Source organism: Chitinophagales bacterium (assembly GCA_019638515.1).
Lineage (GTDB): Bacteria > Bacteroidota > Bacteroidia > Chitinophagales > LD1 > UBA7692.
The window spans coordinates 237,862-254,948 of the sequence record JAHBTS010000002.1 but is presented as its reverse complement, the minus strand read 5'-3'; the positions used below and the strand labels follow the sequence as shown (position 1 = coordinate 254,948).

General features: G+C 38.9%; 15 protein-coding genes. 13 read left to right on the top strand and 2 right to left on the bottom strand.

Annotation, left to right across the window (positions count from 1 at the left end):
* Position 1 precedes the first annotated feature (1 nt).
* Entirely contained in the window at positions 2–292 is a 291-nt protein-coding gene (gatC, locus tag KF872_04310) for an Asp-tRNA(Asn)/Glu-tRNA(Gln) amidotransferase subunit GatC (GenBank protein MBX2902759.1), read from the bottom strand.
* A 107-nt stretch (positions 293–399) separates the two neighbouring features.
* On the opposite strand from gatC, the gene trpS reads away from it, so the two are divergent.
* The 6 genes from trpS (at position 400) to KF872_04280 (ending at position 7,758) form a co-directional block, all read left to right on the top strand.
* The gene (gene trpS, locus KF872_04305) at positions 400–1,395 is read left to right on the top strand and encodes a tryptophan--tRNA ligase (GenBank protein MBX2902758.1); all 996 of its coding nucleotides are present in this window, start codon (positions 400–402) and stop codon (positions 1,393–1,395) included.
* 287 nt (positions 1,396–1,682) lie between these two features.
* Entirely contained in the window at positions 1,683–2,321 is a 639-nt protein-coding gene (locus KF872_04300) for a deoxynucleoside kinase (protein MBX2902757.1), read from the top strand.
* Positions 2,322–2,374: 53 nt separating this feature from the next.
* Positions 2,375–3,916 (top strand): glutamine-hydrolyzing GMP synthase, encoded by a 1,542-nt coding sequence (guaA, locus tag KF872_04295; protein ID MBX2902756.1) that lies wholly within the window; start codon positions 2,375–2,377, stop codon positions 3,914–3,916.
* A 110-nt stretch (positions 3,917–4,026) separates the two neighbouring features.
* Positions 4,027–4,971: a magnesium transporter CorA family protein gene (locus KF872_04290; protein ID MBX2902755.1), complete on the top strand. Its 945-nt coding sequence runs from the start codon at positions 4,027–4,029 to the stop codon at positions 4,969–4,971.
* Between the two features lie 236 nt (positions 4,972–5,207).
* Complete coding sequence (locus KF872_04285) at positions 5,208–7,370, top strand: cation:proton antiporter (protein ID MBX2902754.1); 2,163 nt, start codon at positions 5,208–5,210, stop codon at positions 7,368–7,370.
* Positions 7,357–7,758 carry a hypothetical protein gene (locus tag KF872_04280; protein MBX2902753.1) on the top strand — a complete coding sequence of 134 codons (402 nt, stop codon included), beginning with the start codon at positions 7,357–7,359 and terminating at the stop codon, positions 7,756–7,758. Before KF872_04285 ends, KF872_04280 begins: the two co-directional genes overlap by 14 nt.
* Positions 7,759–7,761: 3 nt before the next feature.
* Here the strand turns inward: KF872_04280 and KF872_04275 are convergent, their stop codons facing one another.
* Positions 7,762–8,748 (bottom strand): hypothetical protein, encoded by a 987-nt coding sequence (locus KF872_04275; protein ID MBX2902752.1) that lies wholly within the window; start codon positions 8,746–8,748, stop codon positions 7,762–7,764.
* Positions 8,749–8,858: 110 nt separating this feature from the next.
* Here KF872_04275 and KF872_04270 point away from each other — a divergent pair, with 110 nt between their 5' ends.
* From KF872_04270 to KF872_04240, 7 genes are all read left to right on the top strand, one after another.
* On the top strand, positions 8,859–9,572 hold the full coding sequence (locus KF872_04270; GenBank protein ID MBX2902751.1) for a hypothetical protein: 714 nt from the start codon (positions 8,859–8,861) through the stop codon (positions 9,570–9,572).
* Between the two features lie 147 nt (positions 9,573–9,719).
* A complete protein-coding gene (locus tag KF872_04265) occupies positions 9,720–10,442 on the top strand; it encodes a hypothetical protein (protein MBX2902750.1) in 723 nt (240 codons plus the stop codon).
* Between the two features lie 4 nt (positions 10,443–10,446).
* Complete coding sequence (locus tag KF872_04260; GenBank protein MBX2902749.1) at positions 10,447–11,787, top strand: hypothetical protein; 1,341 nt, start codon at positions 10,447–10,449, stop codon at positions 11,785–11,787.
* A gap of 12 nt (positions 11,788–11,799) precedes the next feature.
* Positions 11,800–12,498, top strand: a complete 699-nt coding sequence (locus tag KF872_04255) for a hypothetical protein (GenBank protein ID MBX2902748.1) — start codon at positions 11,800–11,802, stop codon at positions 12,496–12,498.
* Between the two features lie 7 nt (positions 12,499–12,505).
* Positions 12,506–13,396, top strand: coding sequence for a hypothetical protein (locus tag KF872_04250; GenBank protein ID MBX2902747.1), 891 nt, complete (start codon positions 12,506–12,508; stop codon positions 13,394–13,396).
* A 10-nt stretch (positions 13,397–13,406) separates the two neighbouring features.
* Positions 13,407–15,947, top strand: a complete 2,541-nt coding sequence (locus KF872_04245; GenBank protein ID MBX2902746.1) for an HYR domain-containing protein — start codon at positions 13,407–13,409, stop codon at positions 15,945–15,947.
* Complete coding sequence (locus KF872_04240) at positions 15,935–17,080, top strand: phosphodiester glycosidase family protein (protein ID MBX2902745.1); 1,146 nt, start codon at positions 15,935–15,937, stop codon at positions 17,078–17,080. The genes KF872_04245 and KF872_04240 overlap by 13 nt, the downstream gene beginning before the upstream one ends.
* The last annotated feature ends 7 nt before the right edge of the window (positions 17,081–17,087 follow it).

Here is a 17,087-nt window from a genome sequence, read left to right as displayed (position 1 = left end):
TTTATTTTTTAATAACCTTAGGCACTTTAAAATAATCGGAATCTTTTTGCGGTGCGTTTAAAAGTGCTTCAGCTTTAGAAATTTGTCCCTGTACGGCATCGTGGCGCAACACATTGGCTTCATCGCTCATATAGACTAGGGGTTCTACACCTTCCACATTCACTTCGCTTAGTTTTTCAACCAAATCAAAAATATTTTGAAGGTCTTTTTTTATGCGTTCTTTTTCTTCGGTTTCAAACTCTAATTTTGAAAGTTCTGCCAATCGTTCCACTAAGGCGTTGTCTATCTTCATATTTCGTTTAGCTTCGCGCAAAAATAAGAAAGTGTAGCAAGTAGAAAATGATTCATTTTATGCTTGCCATAAATTGTTGTATTTCTAAAAGAAAATAGATATAGAAAGTGGAAACAGTTGTAAGCGGAGTTCGGCCAACCAATCGCCAACACATTGGTAATTATTTTGGCGCAGTTAAAAATTTTGTTGAAATGCAGGAGCAGTTTAACTGCTATTTCTTTATTGCAGATTTTCATTCTCTTACCACGCATCCCAATCCTGCCGATTTAAGTGCCAATGTGCGCCAAACCATTGTGGAGTATTTGGCATGTGGTTTAGACCCGAGCAAATGTGTGTTGTATAGGCAAAGCGATGTTCCGCAAATTCCGGAATTATATTTGGTGTTTAATATGCTGGCATATTTGGGCGAATTGGAGCGTGCCACTACCTTTAAAGAAAAGGTGCGCAGCCAGCCCGATAATGTTAATGCCGGGTTGCTTACCTATCCGGTGTTGATGGCGGTAGATATTATTGTGCACCGTGCGTTGAAAGTTCCGGTGGGGAAAGATCAACAGCAACATTTAGAAATGACACGCACTTTTGCCAACCGCTTTAATCACTTGTATAATGTTTCGTACTTTCCGGAGCCGCAAGCATTTACCTTTGGTGAAGCGCTAATGAGTGTGCCGAGTTTAGAAGGCGAAGGAAAGATGAGTAAATCTAAGGGAGAAAATTCTGTAATCTTTTTAGACGATGAAGACGATGCTATCAGGAAAAAAATGATGCGTGCAGTTACCGACTCAGGTCCCACGGCTCAAAATTCACCAAAGGCAACCGCTGTTCAGAATTTGTTTGATATTATGAAGTTGATTTCTACAAACGATACGTATAAGTTCTTCGATGATGCTTACAATGGATGTACCATTCGATATGGCGATTTTAAAAAGCAATTGGGAGAAGATATGGTGAAATTTATAGCTCCTATTCGTGAGCGTATTAAAGAAATTTCTGCCGATGAAAAGTATTTAAATAGCGTATTGAATGAAGGCGGAGAGAAGGCAAGATTAAGCGCACAAAAAACTTTAAATGATGTACGCGAAATAATAGGCTTCAAAAAGTTTTAAGCGAATAACAAATTTTTATTTTCGACACACGCAAGCAAATTCCTATGGCAAAAGCTAAACCTGTTTCAAAGAAAAAAACTATCACTAAAGCTGCGGCAGCCAAACCTGCTCCTGCAAAAAAAGCAGTTGCTAAAAAGGTAGCGCCCGCTAAAAAGGCAGTAGCCAAAAAGACTCCTGCCAAAGCTGTAGCCAAACCCGTTGCTAAAAAAGGTGCAGCGGTAGAAAAGAAAACTCCTGCTGCCAAAGCAGTAAAGCCACAAGCAAAGCCAGCAGCAGAAAAGAAGCCTATGGGTGCCGTGCCTAAAAGCATTAAGCATGTTGCCATAGCAGGAAATATAGGTTCAGGGAAAACTACTTTAACCCAGCAGCTATCTAAGCATTACGGATGGTTGCCCCAATTTGAAGACGTAGAGAATAATCCATACCTCAACGATTTTTATGAAGATATGCCGCGCTGGAGTTTTAATCTGCAAGTATATTTTCTAAACAAGCGCTTTAAGCAAATTGTAGAAATACAAAACGGAGAAGAAATTGTAATTCAAGATAGAACCATACACGAAGATGCCCATATTTTTGCACCCAATTTACATGCAATGGGGCTAATGAGTTCGCGCGATTTTGAAAACTACCGCAGTTTGTTTGAAACTGTTAGCGGCTTAATTAAGCCACCGGATTTATTGATTTATCTAAAGGCATCGGTACCAACATTGGTAAACCAAATTCAGCGCAGAGGAAGAGAATACGAAGATAACCTTCGCCTCGATTATCTAAGAAGACTCAATGAGTACTACGAAAAATGGATTACTTCGTACACCGATGGCAAACTATTGGTGATAGATGTGGATAAAGTAAACTTTGCCGATGATAAGAATGCACTTGGAGAGGTTATTCGCAAAATAGATGCAGAACTTTACGGTTTGTTTTAAGTAGAGGATAAAATCCCCTTTTTGTTTCAATAAGAACAATTTATTTCGCGCCCATGCACGAAAAAATTCTTATTGTAGATTTTGGCTCACAATACACACAACTTATTGCACGCAGAGTACGCGAAAGCGCAGTGTACTGCGAAATTGTTCCTTTCAATCATTTGCCCGAAATAAGCAGCGATGTTAAAGGCATTATTTTAAGTGGTAGTCCATCGAGCGTAAACGATCCCGATGCTCCATTTGTAGATACGCTAAAACTAATAGCTCAAAAACCATTGTTGGGAGTTTGCTATGGCGCACAGTTGCTTGCCAAGCAAAATGGCGGCAGTGTAGAAAAGAGCGATAAACGCGAATATGGAAGAGCGCATTTAGAAATAACCAATCTGAGCGATACGCTGATGCAGCAGGTAAGCAACTACAGCCAGGTTTGGATGAGCCACGGAGATACTATTCGCAGCATAGGCAATCAGTTTGAATTGGTGGCAGAAAGCGATTCTAAAGTAGTAGCCGCATTTAAGTCTAGAGAAGGCTCTTTTGCAAATAAAGTTTATGCTTTGCAGTTTCATCCGGAAGTATATCACAGCACAGAAGGACATAAAATTCTCAACAACTTTTTGTTTGAAGTATGCGGTTGCAGCCAAGGTTGGACGCCTGCCTCGTTTGTAGAAGAAACTATTGCCGAACTTAAAAGTAAGTTGCAAAGCGAACATGTATTACTTGGATTAAGTGGCGGAGTAGATTCTTCGGTAGCTGCTTTGCTATTGCATAAAGCTGTAGGAAAAAATCTTTTGTGTGTGTTTGTAGATAATGGTTTGTTGCGCAAAAATGAGTTTGAGCAAGTACTTGAGCAATATGAACACCTTGGCTTAAACGTTGTAGGCGTAAGAGCCGGAGATGTTTTTTTGAAAGAGTTAAGTGGCGTGTCGGATCCGGAGCAAAAGCGCAAAATTATAGGAAGAGTATTCGTAGAAGTATTTGAAGAAGAAGCAAAAAAGCATCCGGAAGTAAAGTGGTTGGCACAAGGCACTATTTATCCCGATGTAATAGAAAGCGTAAGTGTAAAAGGGCCTTCAGCCACCATAAAATCGCATCACAATGTTGGCGGATTGCCCGAAAGGTTAAAATTGAAAATTGTAGAGCCGCTTCGTTTCCTTTTTAAAGATGAAGTGCGCAAAGCCGGAAAAGAATTGAACTTACATCCCGATATATTAAATCGCCACCCATTTCCCGGTCCCGGTTTAGCGGTTCGTATTTTGGGCGATATTACTCCCGAAAAAGTAAATACTCTTCAAGAAGCAGACGATATCTATATCAGCAACTTAAAATCATTTGGGCTATACGACCAAGTATGGCAGGCGGGAGCAATTCTTACTTCGGTTAAAAGTGTAGGCGTAATGGGCGATGAGCGTACTTACGAAAACATGGTAGCGCTTCGTGCAGTTAATTCTACCGATGGAATGACAGCCGATTGGAGCAGGCTACCACATGATTTCTTAGCTAAAACTTCCAACGATATTATCAATAAAGTGCGTGGCGTAAACCGAGTAGTGTATGATATTAGCAGTAAGCCACCCGCAACTATTGAATGGGAATAGTTTTAGGAAAATCCCTTTTATCTTTTGTAAAAATAACTACCTTCGTGCGCTTTTTTACCTAATGGTGCATGAAGCATATTGTTTAACGAAACTCACGGGAATGGGAAGTTATGATAACCTATCTGAAAAAACAGAATGGCAGCCTACAACAACTACCATCTTTGGAACCCGGCTGCTGGATAAATCTTTACGGTCCGTTTAACAGCGAAGAAACACACGAGCTTTCAGAAAGGCTTTCTGTAGAATTAGACTTTATTACCGACTCGTTGGATATAGACGAACGCTCGCGCTACGAAAGTGAAGACGGTGTGGATTTAATTGTATTGAAAACACCCGTCCGCAATACAGGTATTACCGATAGCGAGGCTATTTACATTACCATTCCAATCGGTATTATTCGCACGGCAGAAAACATTATTACCATTAGCGCACATCGCAATCCGGTAATAAATTATTTTATGGAAACGCCACCAAAGAATTTCTTTACCAATGATGTGGAATCTTTTATTCTACACATTTTTGAAAGAAACGTAATGATGTTTCAAGACTTCTTGAAGAATTTGAACAATAGGCGATATGCTTACGAAAAAGAATTGTATTACAGTTCGCGAAACGAAGATCTTGCCAACTTGCTCAATATCCAAAAGAGCCTTATTTACTTTGTTACCAATATTAGAAGTAACGAGTTGATGATGATGAAAACGCAGCGAAGCAACTTCTTACGAATAAAGGAAGAAGAAAAATTAGATTGGTTGAATGATATTGTAATTGAAAACTCACAGGCATTGGAGATGAGTGAAATGTATAGTAATATCTTAAACGGTACAATGGATACTTTTGCCAGTATTATCAGCAATAACTTGAACGGTGTAATGAAACGCCTTACATCCGTAACCATTGTGCTTATGGTGCCCACGCTCATTGCCAGTTTTTATGGAATGAACGTACCGCTGCCATTAGAATCGGAGCCATATGCTTTTATTGTGATTTTTAGTATTACCATACTTACTTCTATGGCAATGGCATGGTTTTTTGTAAAGAAAAACTGGTTCTAATTTCTTTTGTGCAGCACGCGTAAAAGCACAGAGCAATTTTTAAGAATAATGTAAGCAATGAAGTAGAAAATGTTGTTACTTTCAGCGCTGCAAAAAACCTTAAAAACCTTTTATTTTTTTAGCGTGTTTCGTTTTGCAAAACAATTGCATCCTTTAGCATAGCAATACTTTTGCGGGGCTTGAATGGCAGCCAGTAACTGCTGCAACCAACGAAATGCCAAACCGACAAAACAATCATGGAAGAATTTTTTAACCACCTATTGCATGAATTTGAAATACCACTTAAAAATCCGGTACTCATATTTTCGCTCATACTGTTTATTATTTTGCTATCGCCCATTTTACTCAGGCGTATCAACATTCCGGGTATTATTGGGTTGATTATTTCGGGTGTAGTTATTGGGCCTTATGGCTTAAATGTACTTGAAAAGAATGCTGCCATCAACCTGTTTTCAACCATTGGGTTGTTGTATATTATGTTTATTGCAGGATTGGAGTTAGACTTAAATGAGTTTAAGGCCAATAGGAATAAGAGTTTAGTTTTTGGATTCTTTACATTTATTATTCCAATTTCAATAGGCTTTCCGGTTTGTTACTATTTTTTAGGTTACGATTTTAATGCCAGCTTTTTAACTGCCAGCATGTTTGCCACCCACACATTGGTAGCGTATCCTATTGTAAGTAAATTGGGTGTTTCTAAAAACCAAGCAGTAGCCATTACGGTTGGTGGTACCATATTAACCGATACTGCGGTGCTCATCATTTTGGCCGTAATTATTGGCAGCAGCCAGGGAAATTTAAACCAAGAGTTTTGGATTCGCTTGGGTATTTCGTTGGCAGTTTTTTCGGCTATTATGTTTTTAGTTATTCCGCGTATAGCCAAATGGTTCTTTCAAAAGTTGGAAAGCGAAAAACACTCGCATTATATCTTTGTATTGGCAGTGGTGTTTTTTGCGGCCTTCTTGGCTGAGCTTGCAGGGGTTGAAGCAATTATTGGAGCATTCGTGGCGGGTTTGGCGCTTAATAAACTAATTCCTCATTCATCGGCTTTAATGAATAGAATTGAGTTTATTGGCAATTCACTCTTTATACCGTTTTTTCTTATTAGTGTGGGAATGCTGGTTGATGTAAGTGTAATTTTGAGTGGCCCTACTGCGCTTATTGTTGCAGGAACACTTTCGGTAGTTGCCTTGTTGGGTAAGTGGTTGGCGGCACTTTTTTCACAGATTATTTTTAAGTACTCCAAGGCGCAGCGCCAACTTATTTTTGGTTTAAGTGGAGCACATGCTGCTGCTACGCTTGCCGTAATTTTGGTGGGTTACGAGGCTAAAATTTTAGATGAAAACATTTTGAACGGCACTATTATTTTAATACTCATAACTTGTATTGTAGCTTCATTTGCTACCGAAAAAGCAGCTAAAGAAATTATAGTTGAAACCGAAGATAATACAGCCGATTTAGTGAAGGCAAATGGCATACACAATGAGCATATTTTGCTGCCAACTGCCAATATGCAGAACATTGAAAAAGTGTTGGAGTTCTCTTCTTTCATTAAAGATAAAAAGTCTGTAAATCCACTTTCTATACTTACAGTAGTTTCAAATAACGATGAAGCCGAAGTTAATATCCTAAAGGCTCGCAATAAGCTGGAAGAATTTGTAAAGCAAGCTTCGGCATCTGAAACTAAAGTAGATATTATTACAACTATAGATCACAATGCTGCCAGTGGTATTGCACGTATTTCGCGCGAAATTATGGCCGATATTATTGTAATGGGTTGGCCCAAACGCACCGGTTTAATTGATAAATTGATAGGCGAGAAATTGGATAACATTTTGAGCAATACCGACAAGAGTATTTATATATGCCATTTAGATAAACCATTGATTTTACATAAGCGCATTGTGGTGGCTGCACCTCCGCTTACCGAGCACGAAAAAGGTTTTGAACACTGGCTTACAAAGGTTGCGCGTTTGGCACAAGAGCTAAGCATTCCTATAGAATTATACTGCAACGAGGCAACCCAAAAACATGTAGAAAGTGTATTTAATCGCGCCAAGCTAGCCGCATCAAGATCTGTTACAAATTTTTCTGACTGGGACGATTTTTTAATTCTTGCCAGAAACATACGCGAAGCCGATTTGTTTGTTCTAGTTTCTGCCCGCAAAGGCACGGCTTCATACATGCCGGCTCTTGAAAACTTACCATTAAAACTTGAAAAACATTTTTCTGCCAATAGCAGAATTATTATTTACCCTCAGCAGTTTGGGCAACGTTATGTAATTGAACGCTTTGATGATATTACGGCAGAGCCGCTGAGTAAGAGTATAGAAACTTTGCAGCGACTAAAACGCGGCATTGGCAATATCTTTAAAACTGATGGCGGTGAAGCAAATTAAATTTGTAGAAACCATACTTTATGTAAGCAACCAAGAAGCAAGTTGCCAATTTTATACGCAGTTGTTTAGGCAAACACCTTGCTTGCATGTGCCGGGAATGACAGAATTTTTACTTGCTCCTAATTGTAAGTTGGGTTTAATGCCCAATAGTGGAATAGCAGCTATTTTATCGGATAAAACACCACATCCTGCTCTGGGAAACGGTATCCCTAGGTGCGAGCTTTACCTTTATGTAGATGCAATTGAAGCAGAGTTTGCCAATGCGCTCCAATGCGGAGCCAAGCTCATAAGCCCAATAGAGCCGCGCAACTGGGGCGATAATGTTTGCTATTTTGCAGATTTAGATGGGCATATTATTGCCTTTGCAGAAAAAAGCAATACACTATAAATGCTATTTAGGCAACTCCGGCTGCTTGTGCGGTGTGCCAAAAAGTGGCGATGGAATAGGAGGGTTATCGTTTTCATCTATAGAAAATGTAAATACTTTTTCGAGCCAAACCCAATGGTTGTTCACCCATTTAAAACCTTCGTAGGTGCCGTCTTGTACGTAAGTAAAATAAGTATCGCGGGCTATATCGCGCGGAGGAACCAAATGGTCAAATACTATAAGGTCTAACTTTTTATCGTAATTCATGGTTGGGTTTGCCTTCCATTTGTACTCAATAAAGTATCGGTTAAAAGTGTCTGTACGCATTGGTTTGGCGCTATCGCCTTCATGCTTTAAAAAGAGTGGGGCTCCAAAAACGGGCTCTTTCTTTTCATTAAAAGTAAGCACTTCTAAAATTTTTCTTTTGGTAAGAAAATCGCCTCTTTCATATCCAAAGAGGGTATAGTATTTTTTCTTGTTTACTATATGAAGCAAAATGTTGTAGTAGAGGCAACCATACCAATTGTTTTTACCCAAAATTTGTTGAGTTTGATGTTGCATGGTATCGCTGTTATCTACTAGTGGAAATATTTTCATTTCGCCTGAGCGCATTTGCATTACACCATAATATCTAAATGAAGTTCGCTGCTGCATTTGCCATGTAAGTATTCTAAAAGTGCTGTCTGGCGGATAAACCTTAGATATGCTTACAACAGAATCGAAAGGGTAGTAAAACGAGTTGGTTATTTTTAGTGCACGCACTAAAGTTGGTATCATGGTATAGCAGGCTTTCTTTCTGCCTTCATCGGTGCTATCGTTTAGTGTAATATAGCTGAGGCTTTTAAGCGTATCTTCAATAGCTTTTATTTGTTTTAAATCGTGCTTGCTGAGCGTGGGGCGTTGCGGTAGTTTAGAAGTGTTGGATACTGGCTTTTGCTGCGCTTGACTCGCTAATGCCAATAGCAGGATACATAAAGAAATAAGTTGCTGCATAAGTAACGAAACGAACATCTTGTTTTTCTAGTACTTTTCAAAAGGTAAGTGGTTTAATTGTGCTGATATTTTGTTGGGTACATATTTTTTTGTTGGTTTGATATATTATTAACTAAATACATGCGATTATGAAAAACATTTACATTTTACTTTTTGGTCTGTGTGTTATTTACATAGTAAGCAGTTGCTCTACAACAGGAAGCGCAACCAAATGCCCCAACATGGCTTCGCGCCATATACAGCGCCCTATAATGGCATATAAATACTATTCTTTACCGAAGAAAGCAAAGGTGGTAGCACAAAAGACAGCTGAAGTTGCTCCACGCTCTGCTAAGCAGTCGCAACTGTTGGCATTTTTAAGGCAAGAAACTCCGGTAAGCACGCGTATTCCTTCTTACTTGGCAAAAGAAATTGAGGCCGGAAATTTTGAGAAGGTAAATAAGGTGCTTACTCAATACTCTAATAATAAGGTGTTTTTAACCCGTAACAGCGAAGGAAAAATGATGGTAAAAGCAACAGAGTTTAAGGCACTTACCAAAATGACGCAGCAAATTATATTTAAAAAACCAGCACAGCGCATGAGTGATGATGCAAGAGATATTTTGGCATTGGTGGGTGGAATATTGGGAATAGTTTCTGCGGGAACATCTCCTATTCCTTTCTTTAACTTTTTCTCAATTTTCTTGGGAGCTGGTGGTATTGTGTTGGGTATTTTGGGGCTTCAATCATTCAATAGAAGAAAATGGGCATTGCTGGGTATAATACTTGGCGCTATTGGTATTACGCTTAGTATATTATTTATTGTAATATATTTTGTAATACTAGGTTTATGGTGGGTATAAATTGAGGGTATAAGAATAAGTTAAAAGACCTAGCTCTGTGGGCAGGGTCTTATTTTTTCTTCTTTTTATATATTCTTACTCTTATTTCAATTTTTTGTACAAAAAACATTTATTCGCATTCGATTTTCTAACAAATTGAATGGGACTATGACAAAATTCTACTCTTATTTAGTAGGGGTTTTATTAATAAGTATTGTTTTAACGGTTTCTTCCTGTCGCAAATGTAGTGAAAGCAGTTGCCAAAATGGCGGTACTTGCGAATCGGGTAAATGCGTATGCCCATATGGCTTTTTTGGATATTTCTGTGAGTTGAATCAAACCAATGTAGTATCAAAAGGTACACTTACGTTTTATACAAGCAACAGCATTCCCAATACTTGCTACTACTATTCTGTTACGTTAAGCGGTGTAGGAACGCAAACAATTACAACCAGCAGTACGTCTAATTGCAATGCTACAGGGGCTGCAACATTCCCTAACTTGGCATATGGAACTTATTATTACACCGTAACTTGTACTAATAGCGGAGCATTAGTAACAAGTGGCAATATTAATCTTAATAGTGCTTGCGTAACTAAATCTGTTAGCTACAACAGCAGCAATACGGGGCAGTTGAGTTTTTATGCAACAGGAAACTCTTCGTTGGTTTCTCAATGTTTTCCAATAACGGTTACACTTAATAATTCTGGTGGCAGTGCTATGGTTTCGGGGCTAAAAACATCGGTGCCAACCAGTTGTACCATTTCAGATTGTGCCAATTTTACTTTACCTGTTGGCACTTATACGGCTACTACTACTTGTAATGGTTTAGTTACATTGGGCACATTTACTGTTAGTGCAGGTTCTTGTCAAAAAATTCAACTTCCGTAAATACATGAAACACAACTACGTTTTTATAGTTTTATTATTGGTGAGCTTCTTGTGGGGAAACAATGCATTGGCACAAGGTTATAGCGCTTGGAGCGAAATCTATAATAGAAATGGAACCAAGGTTTCTATTAGTTTTAGAACGAGTACAAACTCTTGCGACCCAAGCGGCAAAACCAATAAATACCGTTTTAATATTGAAGGGGCATTGCAGAGTGGTAAGAAAGAATTGCTAGTTACCATTAAATATCAGAACTGTTCTAAAGCAGATAGTAAAGAACAGAAGTATATAGATATTGGTACACAAGGTGGTGCAGTTGGTATAAACGAAAGTATAGATTATACACTCACAGGAGATATAAGCGAGCGAACAGTAAAGGCTGAAGAAAAGCAAACGTATGTACCACCACCGCCAACTACTACCTATTCGCAACCTTCTAATTCTTCTTCGGGTTCAAGTAGTTCTTACAGTTCCAGTTCATCTTCAAGTTCTAAGAAATATAAAAAGTTCTTAGGAATGCGCTTTGGTTTAAATGTAGGTTTTGATATAGGCAGCCGCCCAATGGTTGTAAACTTTACTACAACTTCTACCCAAACCATTGGCAGTGGTTCCAATACATTTCTTGGTTCGGGGCAAAAACTGGTAAATCCTTTTGGAATGGGATTTAGAGGCGATATTATGTTTCATCCGCTGTACCGTTCCAATATACATTTAGGTGTGATAGTGGGGGGGGCTTATGGTGGCTCTGTGGCTATGATAAATGGAGGAACATGGAAAACCTCTAACGATGCAGGTTCTTTTGAAGATAAGATAAATTACAAGTATAGCAAGTTTGATTTTGGAATAGATTTTGCAATCGGGTGGACCTCGTTTAAGTATTTAATAAAATACATGAACAGCCTGCAGATGCACGATTTTAATTACACCCGCACTTCAAACTATACAGGTTCCGACTTGCACAAACGTGTTGAATCTATTCAAGATTTTGGCGTTTACCAAACTCGAAGAGATGTAATAACCATGGGTTTTAGAATTAACGGCAAGCGCGGTGCGCGTATGGGAAGGAGCAAGCGCTCTGCTCCGGCAGTGGTGGATTTGTATTGGAATATAAGCCGCGATAATCCTTGGAATTGGAGTTCGGGCGATATACTCGCACAATCAAAAGATTGGCAGTTATATGGCTTTGGATTGGCAATAAACATTGGTCGCATCATTTATATTTCAGGCGATATGGGATTGAATACTGTGGCTTCTTCTAAGCTTCCAACGGAGGTAATAACTCCGGCTAAAACCAAGAACTTTTATTCGCAAATTACTTTGGCATATAACTTCACACATTCCTTTTAATTTGGTTCGGCTATGGCAACTCGCTTTTCAATATTTTCATTTATTCTGTTAGCATGGTGTTTAAGTGCAGTTGCTTCATGGAGTATTTCAAAGCAAGAATATTTTGATAGCTCCGGCAATTTCAATTATGCTCGCTATTTGAGTGAAGTAGATTTTAGTGAAATTGGAGCCATAAAGCATCATCAAAAACAAATTGATTCGTTAGGTTTTAGCGGGCGCGAAGTATTGTATGATGTATTTACTACAAAGTTGTTTGCCGCAGATTCAAATGAATATGCCATAGATTCGTTTGCCTATTTGTTTAAGAAAATTGAATTGGGAAAAAAGTTTAAAACCATAGGCGAGTGGGATACTTACGATCCAATTCTGTACAAAGCCATTGGTTCTTATTGGTTAGACTATGCTTCTACAAAGGTGCAGAATATTGTGGGAGAAAATCGCGACCGCGTTTTTGAATACGATATAAGAAAATTGCGCGATGCTTTAATAGACTGCAACTATAATTTTACACTTCCACCTATTTCTAAATACCAAAAGTTTTTTTTGGAAGTTACAGAAGAGTATGCGTGGACACACGTGCTTAGCCGCTTTTGGGATCGTTCGCCTATTTACCTTAAACTAATTGCATTTTTAGGAATCGTAGTTTCTTTAGTTGGTTGCTATACCAGTTTCAATTTTATTAAACAAAAATTTTTTACATCTAAATCGTAAACAAAGCATGAAGCAAGGAATTTTTGCACTTCTAATCGTAGGTATTTTGTGTTCATTTTCAATTGGGCATAAAACTTCTATTCGCGCGGCATACGCCTCCAGTGAGGTAGAAATTACCAGTTCAAAATTTGGTAATAAGGTTTACAAAATGATAACCATGAACCGCAGCAACCAAAGAATAAAAGCAAAGTATTTTGCTTTTAAAGAAGGTGGTTTAAATGTGTATGATCGCTACCAAAGATGGAAAACAGGTAAGGATATTGTACTTATTTCCAGTGGTACATACATAGATCTGGAAAGCTATAAGCAAGCTAATTTTGTTCCCGAAGGTTTAACCATAGACAATGGCAAAATTGTGAACGAAAAAACCACCGATAAATTTGATGGTTTTGTAATTGTATATGCCACAGGAGGTATTGCAGTTGCTAATATAAAGGAACAAAAGGTAAACATTACGTGTAATGGACAACCTAAGTCGTACGACATTAAAAACAATACGTTCGATAGGCAAGAGTTTATAGCCTGTGCTAAAGATGTAGAGGCTACTACTTTCCAAACCCACTTGCTGGCATTTAAAGACCAGCCCAAAGTTGGACTAAACGGAAGCCAGAATAAAGCTTCTCGCAGGTTTTTGGCAGCCTGCAAAATGGGCGGTGTTCTCTACCACGTTATTGTACATACCGATGAAGAGCAAACATTGTCGCAAGCAGCATTGGATGCTTTCGATTTTCTGAAGAAATTTAAAGAAATGGATGAAGTTATCTTTATGATAAATCTCGATACCGGTATGCAAAACGTATTTGAATTATACGATGAAAGAGGCAATAAACGCAACGATATTGTGGGCAAAACACCAGCCGAAAAAGCTACCAACCTATTAGTATATTACTACGAATAAAAAACGCACCTTGCGATATTCTATTCTATTTGTGTTGCTTTCTTTTTTCGTTGCAACTGCTGCATTAGCTCAATTGCCACGGAAAGGACTCATTGCTTATTATCCATTCGATAATACGAGTGCAGGCGATAAAAGCGGTAACAACAACAATGGTAAAATTATCGGCAATGTAAAGCGTGGTTTCGACCGATTTGGCAACAGTTGTGGTGCATTAGATTTCGATGGCATTTCAGGATTTATTTCTGTTCCTAATTCCAATAGTTTGCAGTCGCCTAGTACTGCGTTTAGCATTTCGGCATGGATAAAAATGAAACCCAGTATTGCTACACCTAATATTAAATGGATAACTTTAGTATGTAAAGGAATAGAGCCAAGAGAAACCGATAATAATCCGCAGTATAGAGTTCAAGCATTGGAAGGACCGCAAAGTACTGTTTCGCTCAATACAGATTTTACTGAATACTGGTCGCAAAAATTGAATTTTGATATCTGGTATCATTATGTACAAACCTATGATGGAAACGAAGTTGCCGTTTATCTTGATGGACAAAAGGTATGGAACTTTGCCTATAACAAGAGCCTTACCCCCAATAATGCACCACTCGAAATTGGGCGCGATATTCCGGGAAGCACAGAGTTTTTTTGCGGCTCCATGGATGAGTTGCGCTTATATAGTGTAGGCTTGTCGCAAAATGAAGTACTGTCTTTGTACAACGATCAAACAGGCGCTGTTTTTTCTAACCGTTTCGATATAGATGTACCATCTAACATAGTTATGAAAACCGAGCCTGGGAAATGTTTTGCAAAAGTATTTTATAAGGAGCCTCAAGCATTTATAGACTGCGGCAGCGCTAATGTGGTTAGGGTGGCAGGGCCATCGAGCGGTAGCACTTTTTCTGTGGGTAGAACACCGCTTTCTTTCTTAGCCAATAGCGATAATGGCGAGCAGTTAACAGCCACCTATTATGTAGAAGTTAAAGATGCGGAACCGCCTGTAATTACTTGTCCCACAGATATACGTGTACAATGCGAAGCTACAGAAAGTGGTAAGCGCGTTAGTTACAATACGCCACAAGCATCCGATAACTGTGGCAATGCTAAAGTAGAATTGTTGTCGGGATTGGCATCGGGTGAAATGTTTTCTGTAGGAACACACAGCATTAAGGTAAAGGCTACCGATGCGGCAGGCAATACAGCAACCTGTAGTTTCAATATAATAGTTGAAAAAGCTAAGGTTACGGCTCAAGCACCTCCGCCACCTCCACAGCCTGAGAAGCCTAAAGAAGTACCTCCTCCGGTGGTGCAAGAAAAACCTAAGGAAACACCTCCACCACCGCCACCTCCGGTGGTACCCGTGGATAGAACACCGCCTACCATAAATTGCTTGAAAGATATTGTAATGGACTGTGAACCCGGTAAAGATTATGCTAAGGTGGTGTACACTCGTCCTAAAGCTACCGATAACGGCAAAGATATTGCTGTGCAACTTATTTCAGGAGTAGAAAGTGGCGGCAATTTCCCGATTGGCAGCACCGTGGTAAAGTTTGAGGCAAAAGACGAGGCAGGCAATGTAAACGAATGTGTGTTTAAGGTTACGGTGCTTTGTGCCAATCAAGATTTTAGAGTGAAGTGTCCGGATGATATAAGAACACATAACGATGCAGGCAAATGTGGTGCGGTGGTAAGCTATACCTTGCCCGAAGCGGTTGGTGCACCCGGAGCGGTGTTAGCCCAAAGCGAAGGATTAAAAAGCGGTTCGTTTTTTAAAGTCGGAGCAACCGATAATATCTACAAAGCAACTTTAAACGGTAGTGCTAAAAGCTGTTCGTTTATGGTGAAAGTTACTGATAACGAAGAGCCAAAAATAAACTGCCCCGATGATAAAATTATTTATGTAGAAGCCGACCAAGACGGTACTGTAGTAAACTATGAAAAGCCACAAGCAACCGATAATTGCGAAATTGAGGAAATGAAGTTATTAGATGGTATTGGCTCCGGTGGTTTTTTTCCGGTAGGTATAAATACCGAGGTGTATAAAGCAACCGACAAAGCAGGAAACACCAAACGCTGCTCTTTTGATATTGTGGTGAAGCAAAAGCAGGCAAAAGTAGCAGTGCAAGTGCCGGTAGTAATAGATGCAAAACTTAATGTGGGCAACGATTCTGTAATTATGCAAACCAAACCTTTGGTGCTTAATACCTGTAAAATCACGCTTTGTATTTATGACGATGCTCAGGAAGATGGCGACATTGTTTCCATTATTGTAAACGACCAAGTTGTTTTAGATAAAGCGCCAATAAGAATTTTAAAAAACAATAATCTGAAAGAAGCCTATCGCATACCGGTAACACTTAAACCAAACGAGATAAATTACATTATATCAAAAGCATGGAATTTAGGAAGCATACCGCCCAATACACTAAAAGTAGATGTGTATGAAGGCGATGTAAAAGATGAACGAACCATGCGAAACCTGAAACCAATTGAGAGTAGGAAGATGAGTTCCAAACCCGGACTTGCAGGAGCCATTTTAATTCAATGCAAAAACTAAAACAACAAAACATGGTTATTCAACTGCTGTTTATTGGTCTGCTGAATTTTTCGGCCTGCAACCCAAGTAGCGATTCTACTAAAACGGTGCAACCTCAATATGCATCGGATTCTGTGGCAATTTATCAGACTAAAATAGATTCTACTACACGGTTCATTGGCAAGTTAGACAGCCTTAAAATATCTAAGAAAATAACCGCAGACGAAAAGAGAGATCTTGGAATTCAAATAGGGAAGAACAAAAAGTTTATTGCGTACCTAAAAGATAAAAAAGAGCAATTTCTAAAGCAAGAGCAAGCACCCAAGAAAGAAGTTGCTAAACAGAAAGATACAATTCCTGCAACCATAACACCACCAACTACCACAGTAGTAACACATAAACCGGAAGAGCCATTTGTACCGCTTTTTTTAAAAGAAGAAGCCGGCTCAAAACATGTAACACTTAATGAAAATCATGTAAACTATTTGGTGTTTGTAGTTGATTTAGAAAAGTATAAAGTATTAATAAATTGGGCAGATACTGGCAAGTCTAAAAAGGTGTATTCTAATTTTGCTACCTTACAGAATAAGGTTTTTAAGGCAGAAAAGGCAAAGGTGAAAATGATGATGAATGGCGGTATTTTCAAAGTAGCACACGAGCCAACCTCCCAGAATGAACCATTAGGGCTTTACTATGAAAACGGAAAAGAGATTTGCCCTTTAAACACCGAATATCCCAACAGTGATAACTTTTATCTAAAACCCAACGGAGTTTTTTATTGGAATGGAGAGAATGCAGGGATAGCAACAACACAAGATTTTGCCGATACGCGCGACAAGTTAAAATTTAGCAATGCAGTACAATCTGGACCAATGCTTTTGGTAAACGGGAAGTACCATCCCGCATTCAAAAAAGGATCCTCTAATTTGAATATCCGCAATGGCGTTGGGGTTTCTAAAGATGGTAAAAAAATAGTATTTGCCATATCCGAAGAAGGAACCAATTTTTACGATTTTGCTACACTCTTTAAGCACTTTGGATGCCATAATGCCTTGTATTTAGATGGTGCTATTTCCAGAGTATTTATGCCCGAAAAGGGGCGCAAAGATTTGAATGGAAATTTTGCTTCCATTATTACAGTACTTGAGAAATAAGTAAAGT

Bases quoted from the DNA above. Each gene is read 5' to 3' on its own strand.
- KF872_04260 (MBX2902749.1), top strand. From the start codon at position 10,447: ATGAAACACAACTACGTTTTTATAGTTTTATTATTGGTGAGCTTCTTG.
- gatC (MBX2902759.1), bottom strand. From the start codon at position 292: ATGAAGATAGACAACGCCTTAGTGGAACGATTGGCAGAACTTTCAAAA.
- guaA (MBX2902756.1), top strand. From the start codon at position 2,375: ATGCACGAAAAAATTCTTATTGTAGATTTTGGCTCACAATACACACAA.
- KF872_04255 (MBX2902748.1), top strand. From the start codon at position 11,800: ATGGCAACTCGCTTTTCAATATTTTCATTTATTCTGTTAGCATGGTGT.
- KF872_04300 (MBX2902757.1), top strand. From the start codon at position 1,683: ATGGGTGCCGTGCCTAAAAGCATTAAGCATGTTGCCATAGCAGGAAAT.
- KF872_04270 (MBX2902751.1), top strand. From the start codon at position 8,859: ATGAAAAACATTTACATTTTACTTTTTGGTCTGTGTGTTATTTACATA.
- KF872_04285 (MBX2902754.1), top strand. From the start codon at position 5,208: ATGGAAGAATTTTTTAACCACCTATTGCATGAATTTGAAATACCACTT.
- KF872_04240 (MBX2902745.1), top strand. From the start codon at position 15,935: ATGCAAAAACTAAAACAACAAAACATGGTTATTCAACTGCTGTTTATT.
- KF872_04290 (MBX2902755.1), top strand. From the start codon at position 4,027: ATGATAACCTATCTGAAAAAACAGAATGGCAGCCTACAACAACTACCA.
- KF872_04275 (MBX2902752.1), bottom strand. From the start codon at position 8,748: ATGTTCGTTTCGTTACTTATGCAGCAACTTATTTCTTTATGTATCCTG.
- KF872_04265 (MBX2902750.1), top strand. From the start codon at position 9,720: ATGACAAAATTCTACTCTTATTTAGTAGGGGTTTTATTAATAAGTATT.
- KF872_04250 (MBX2902747.1), top strand. From the start codon at position 12,506: ATGAAGCAAGGAATTTTTGCACTTCTAATCGTAGGTATTTTGTGTTCA.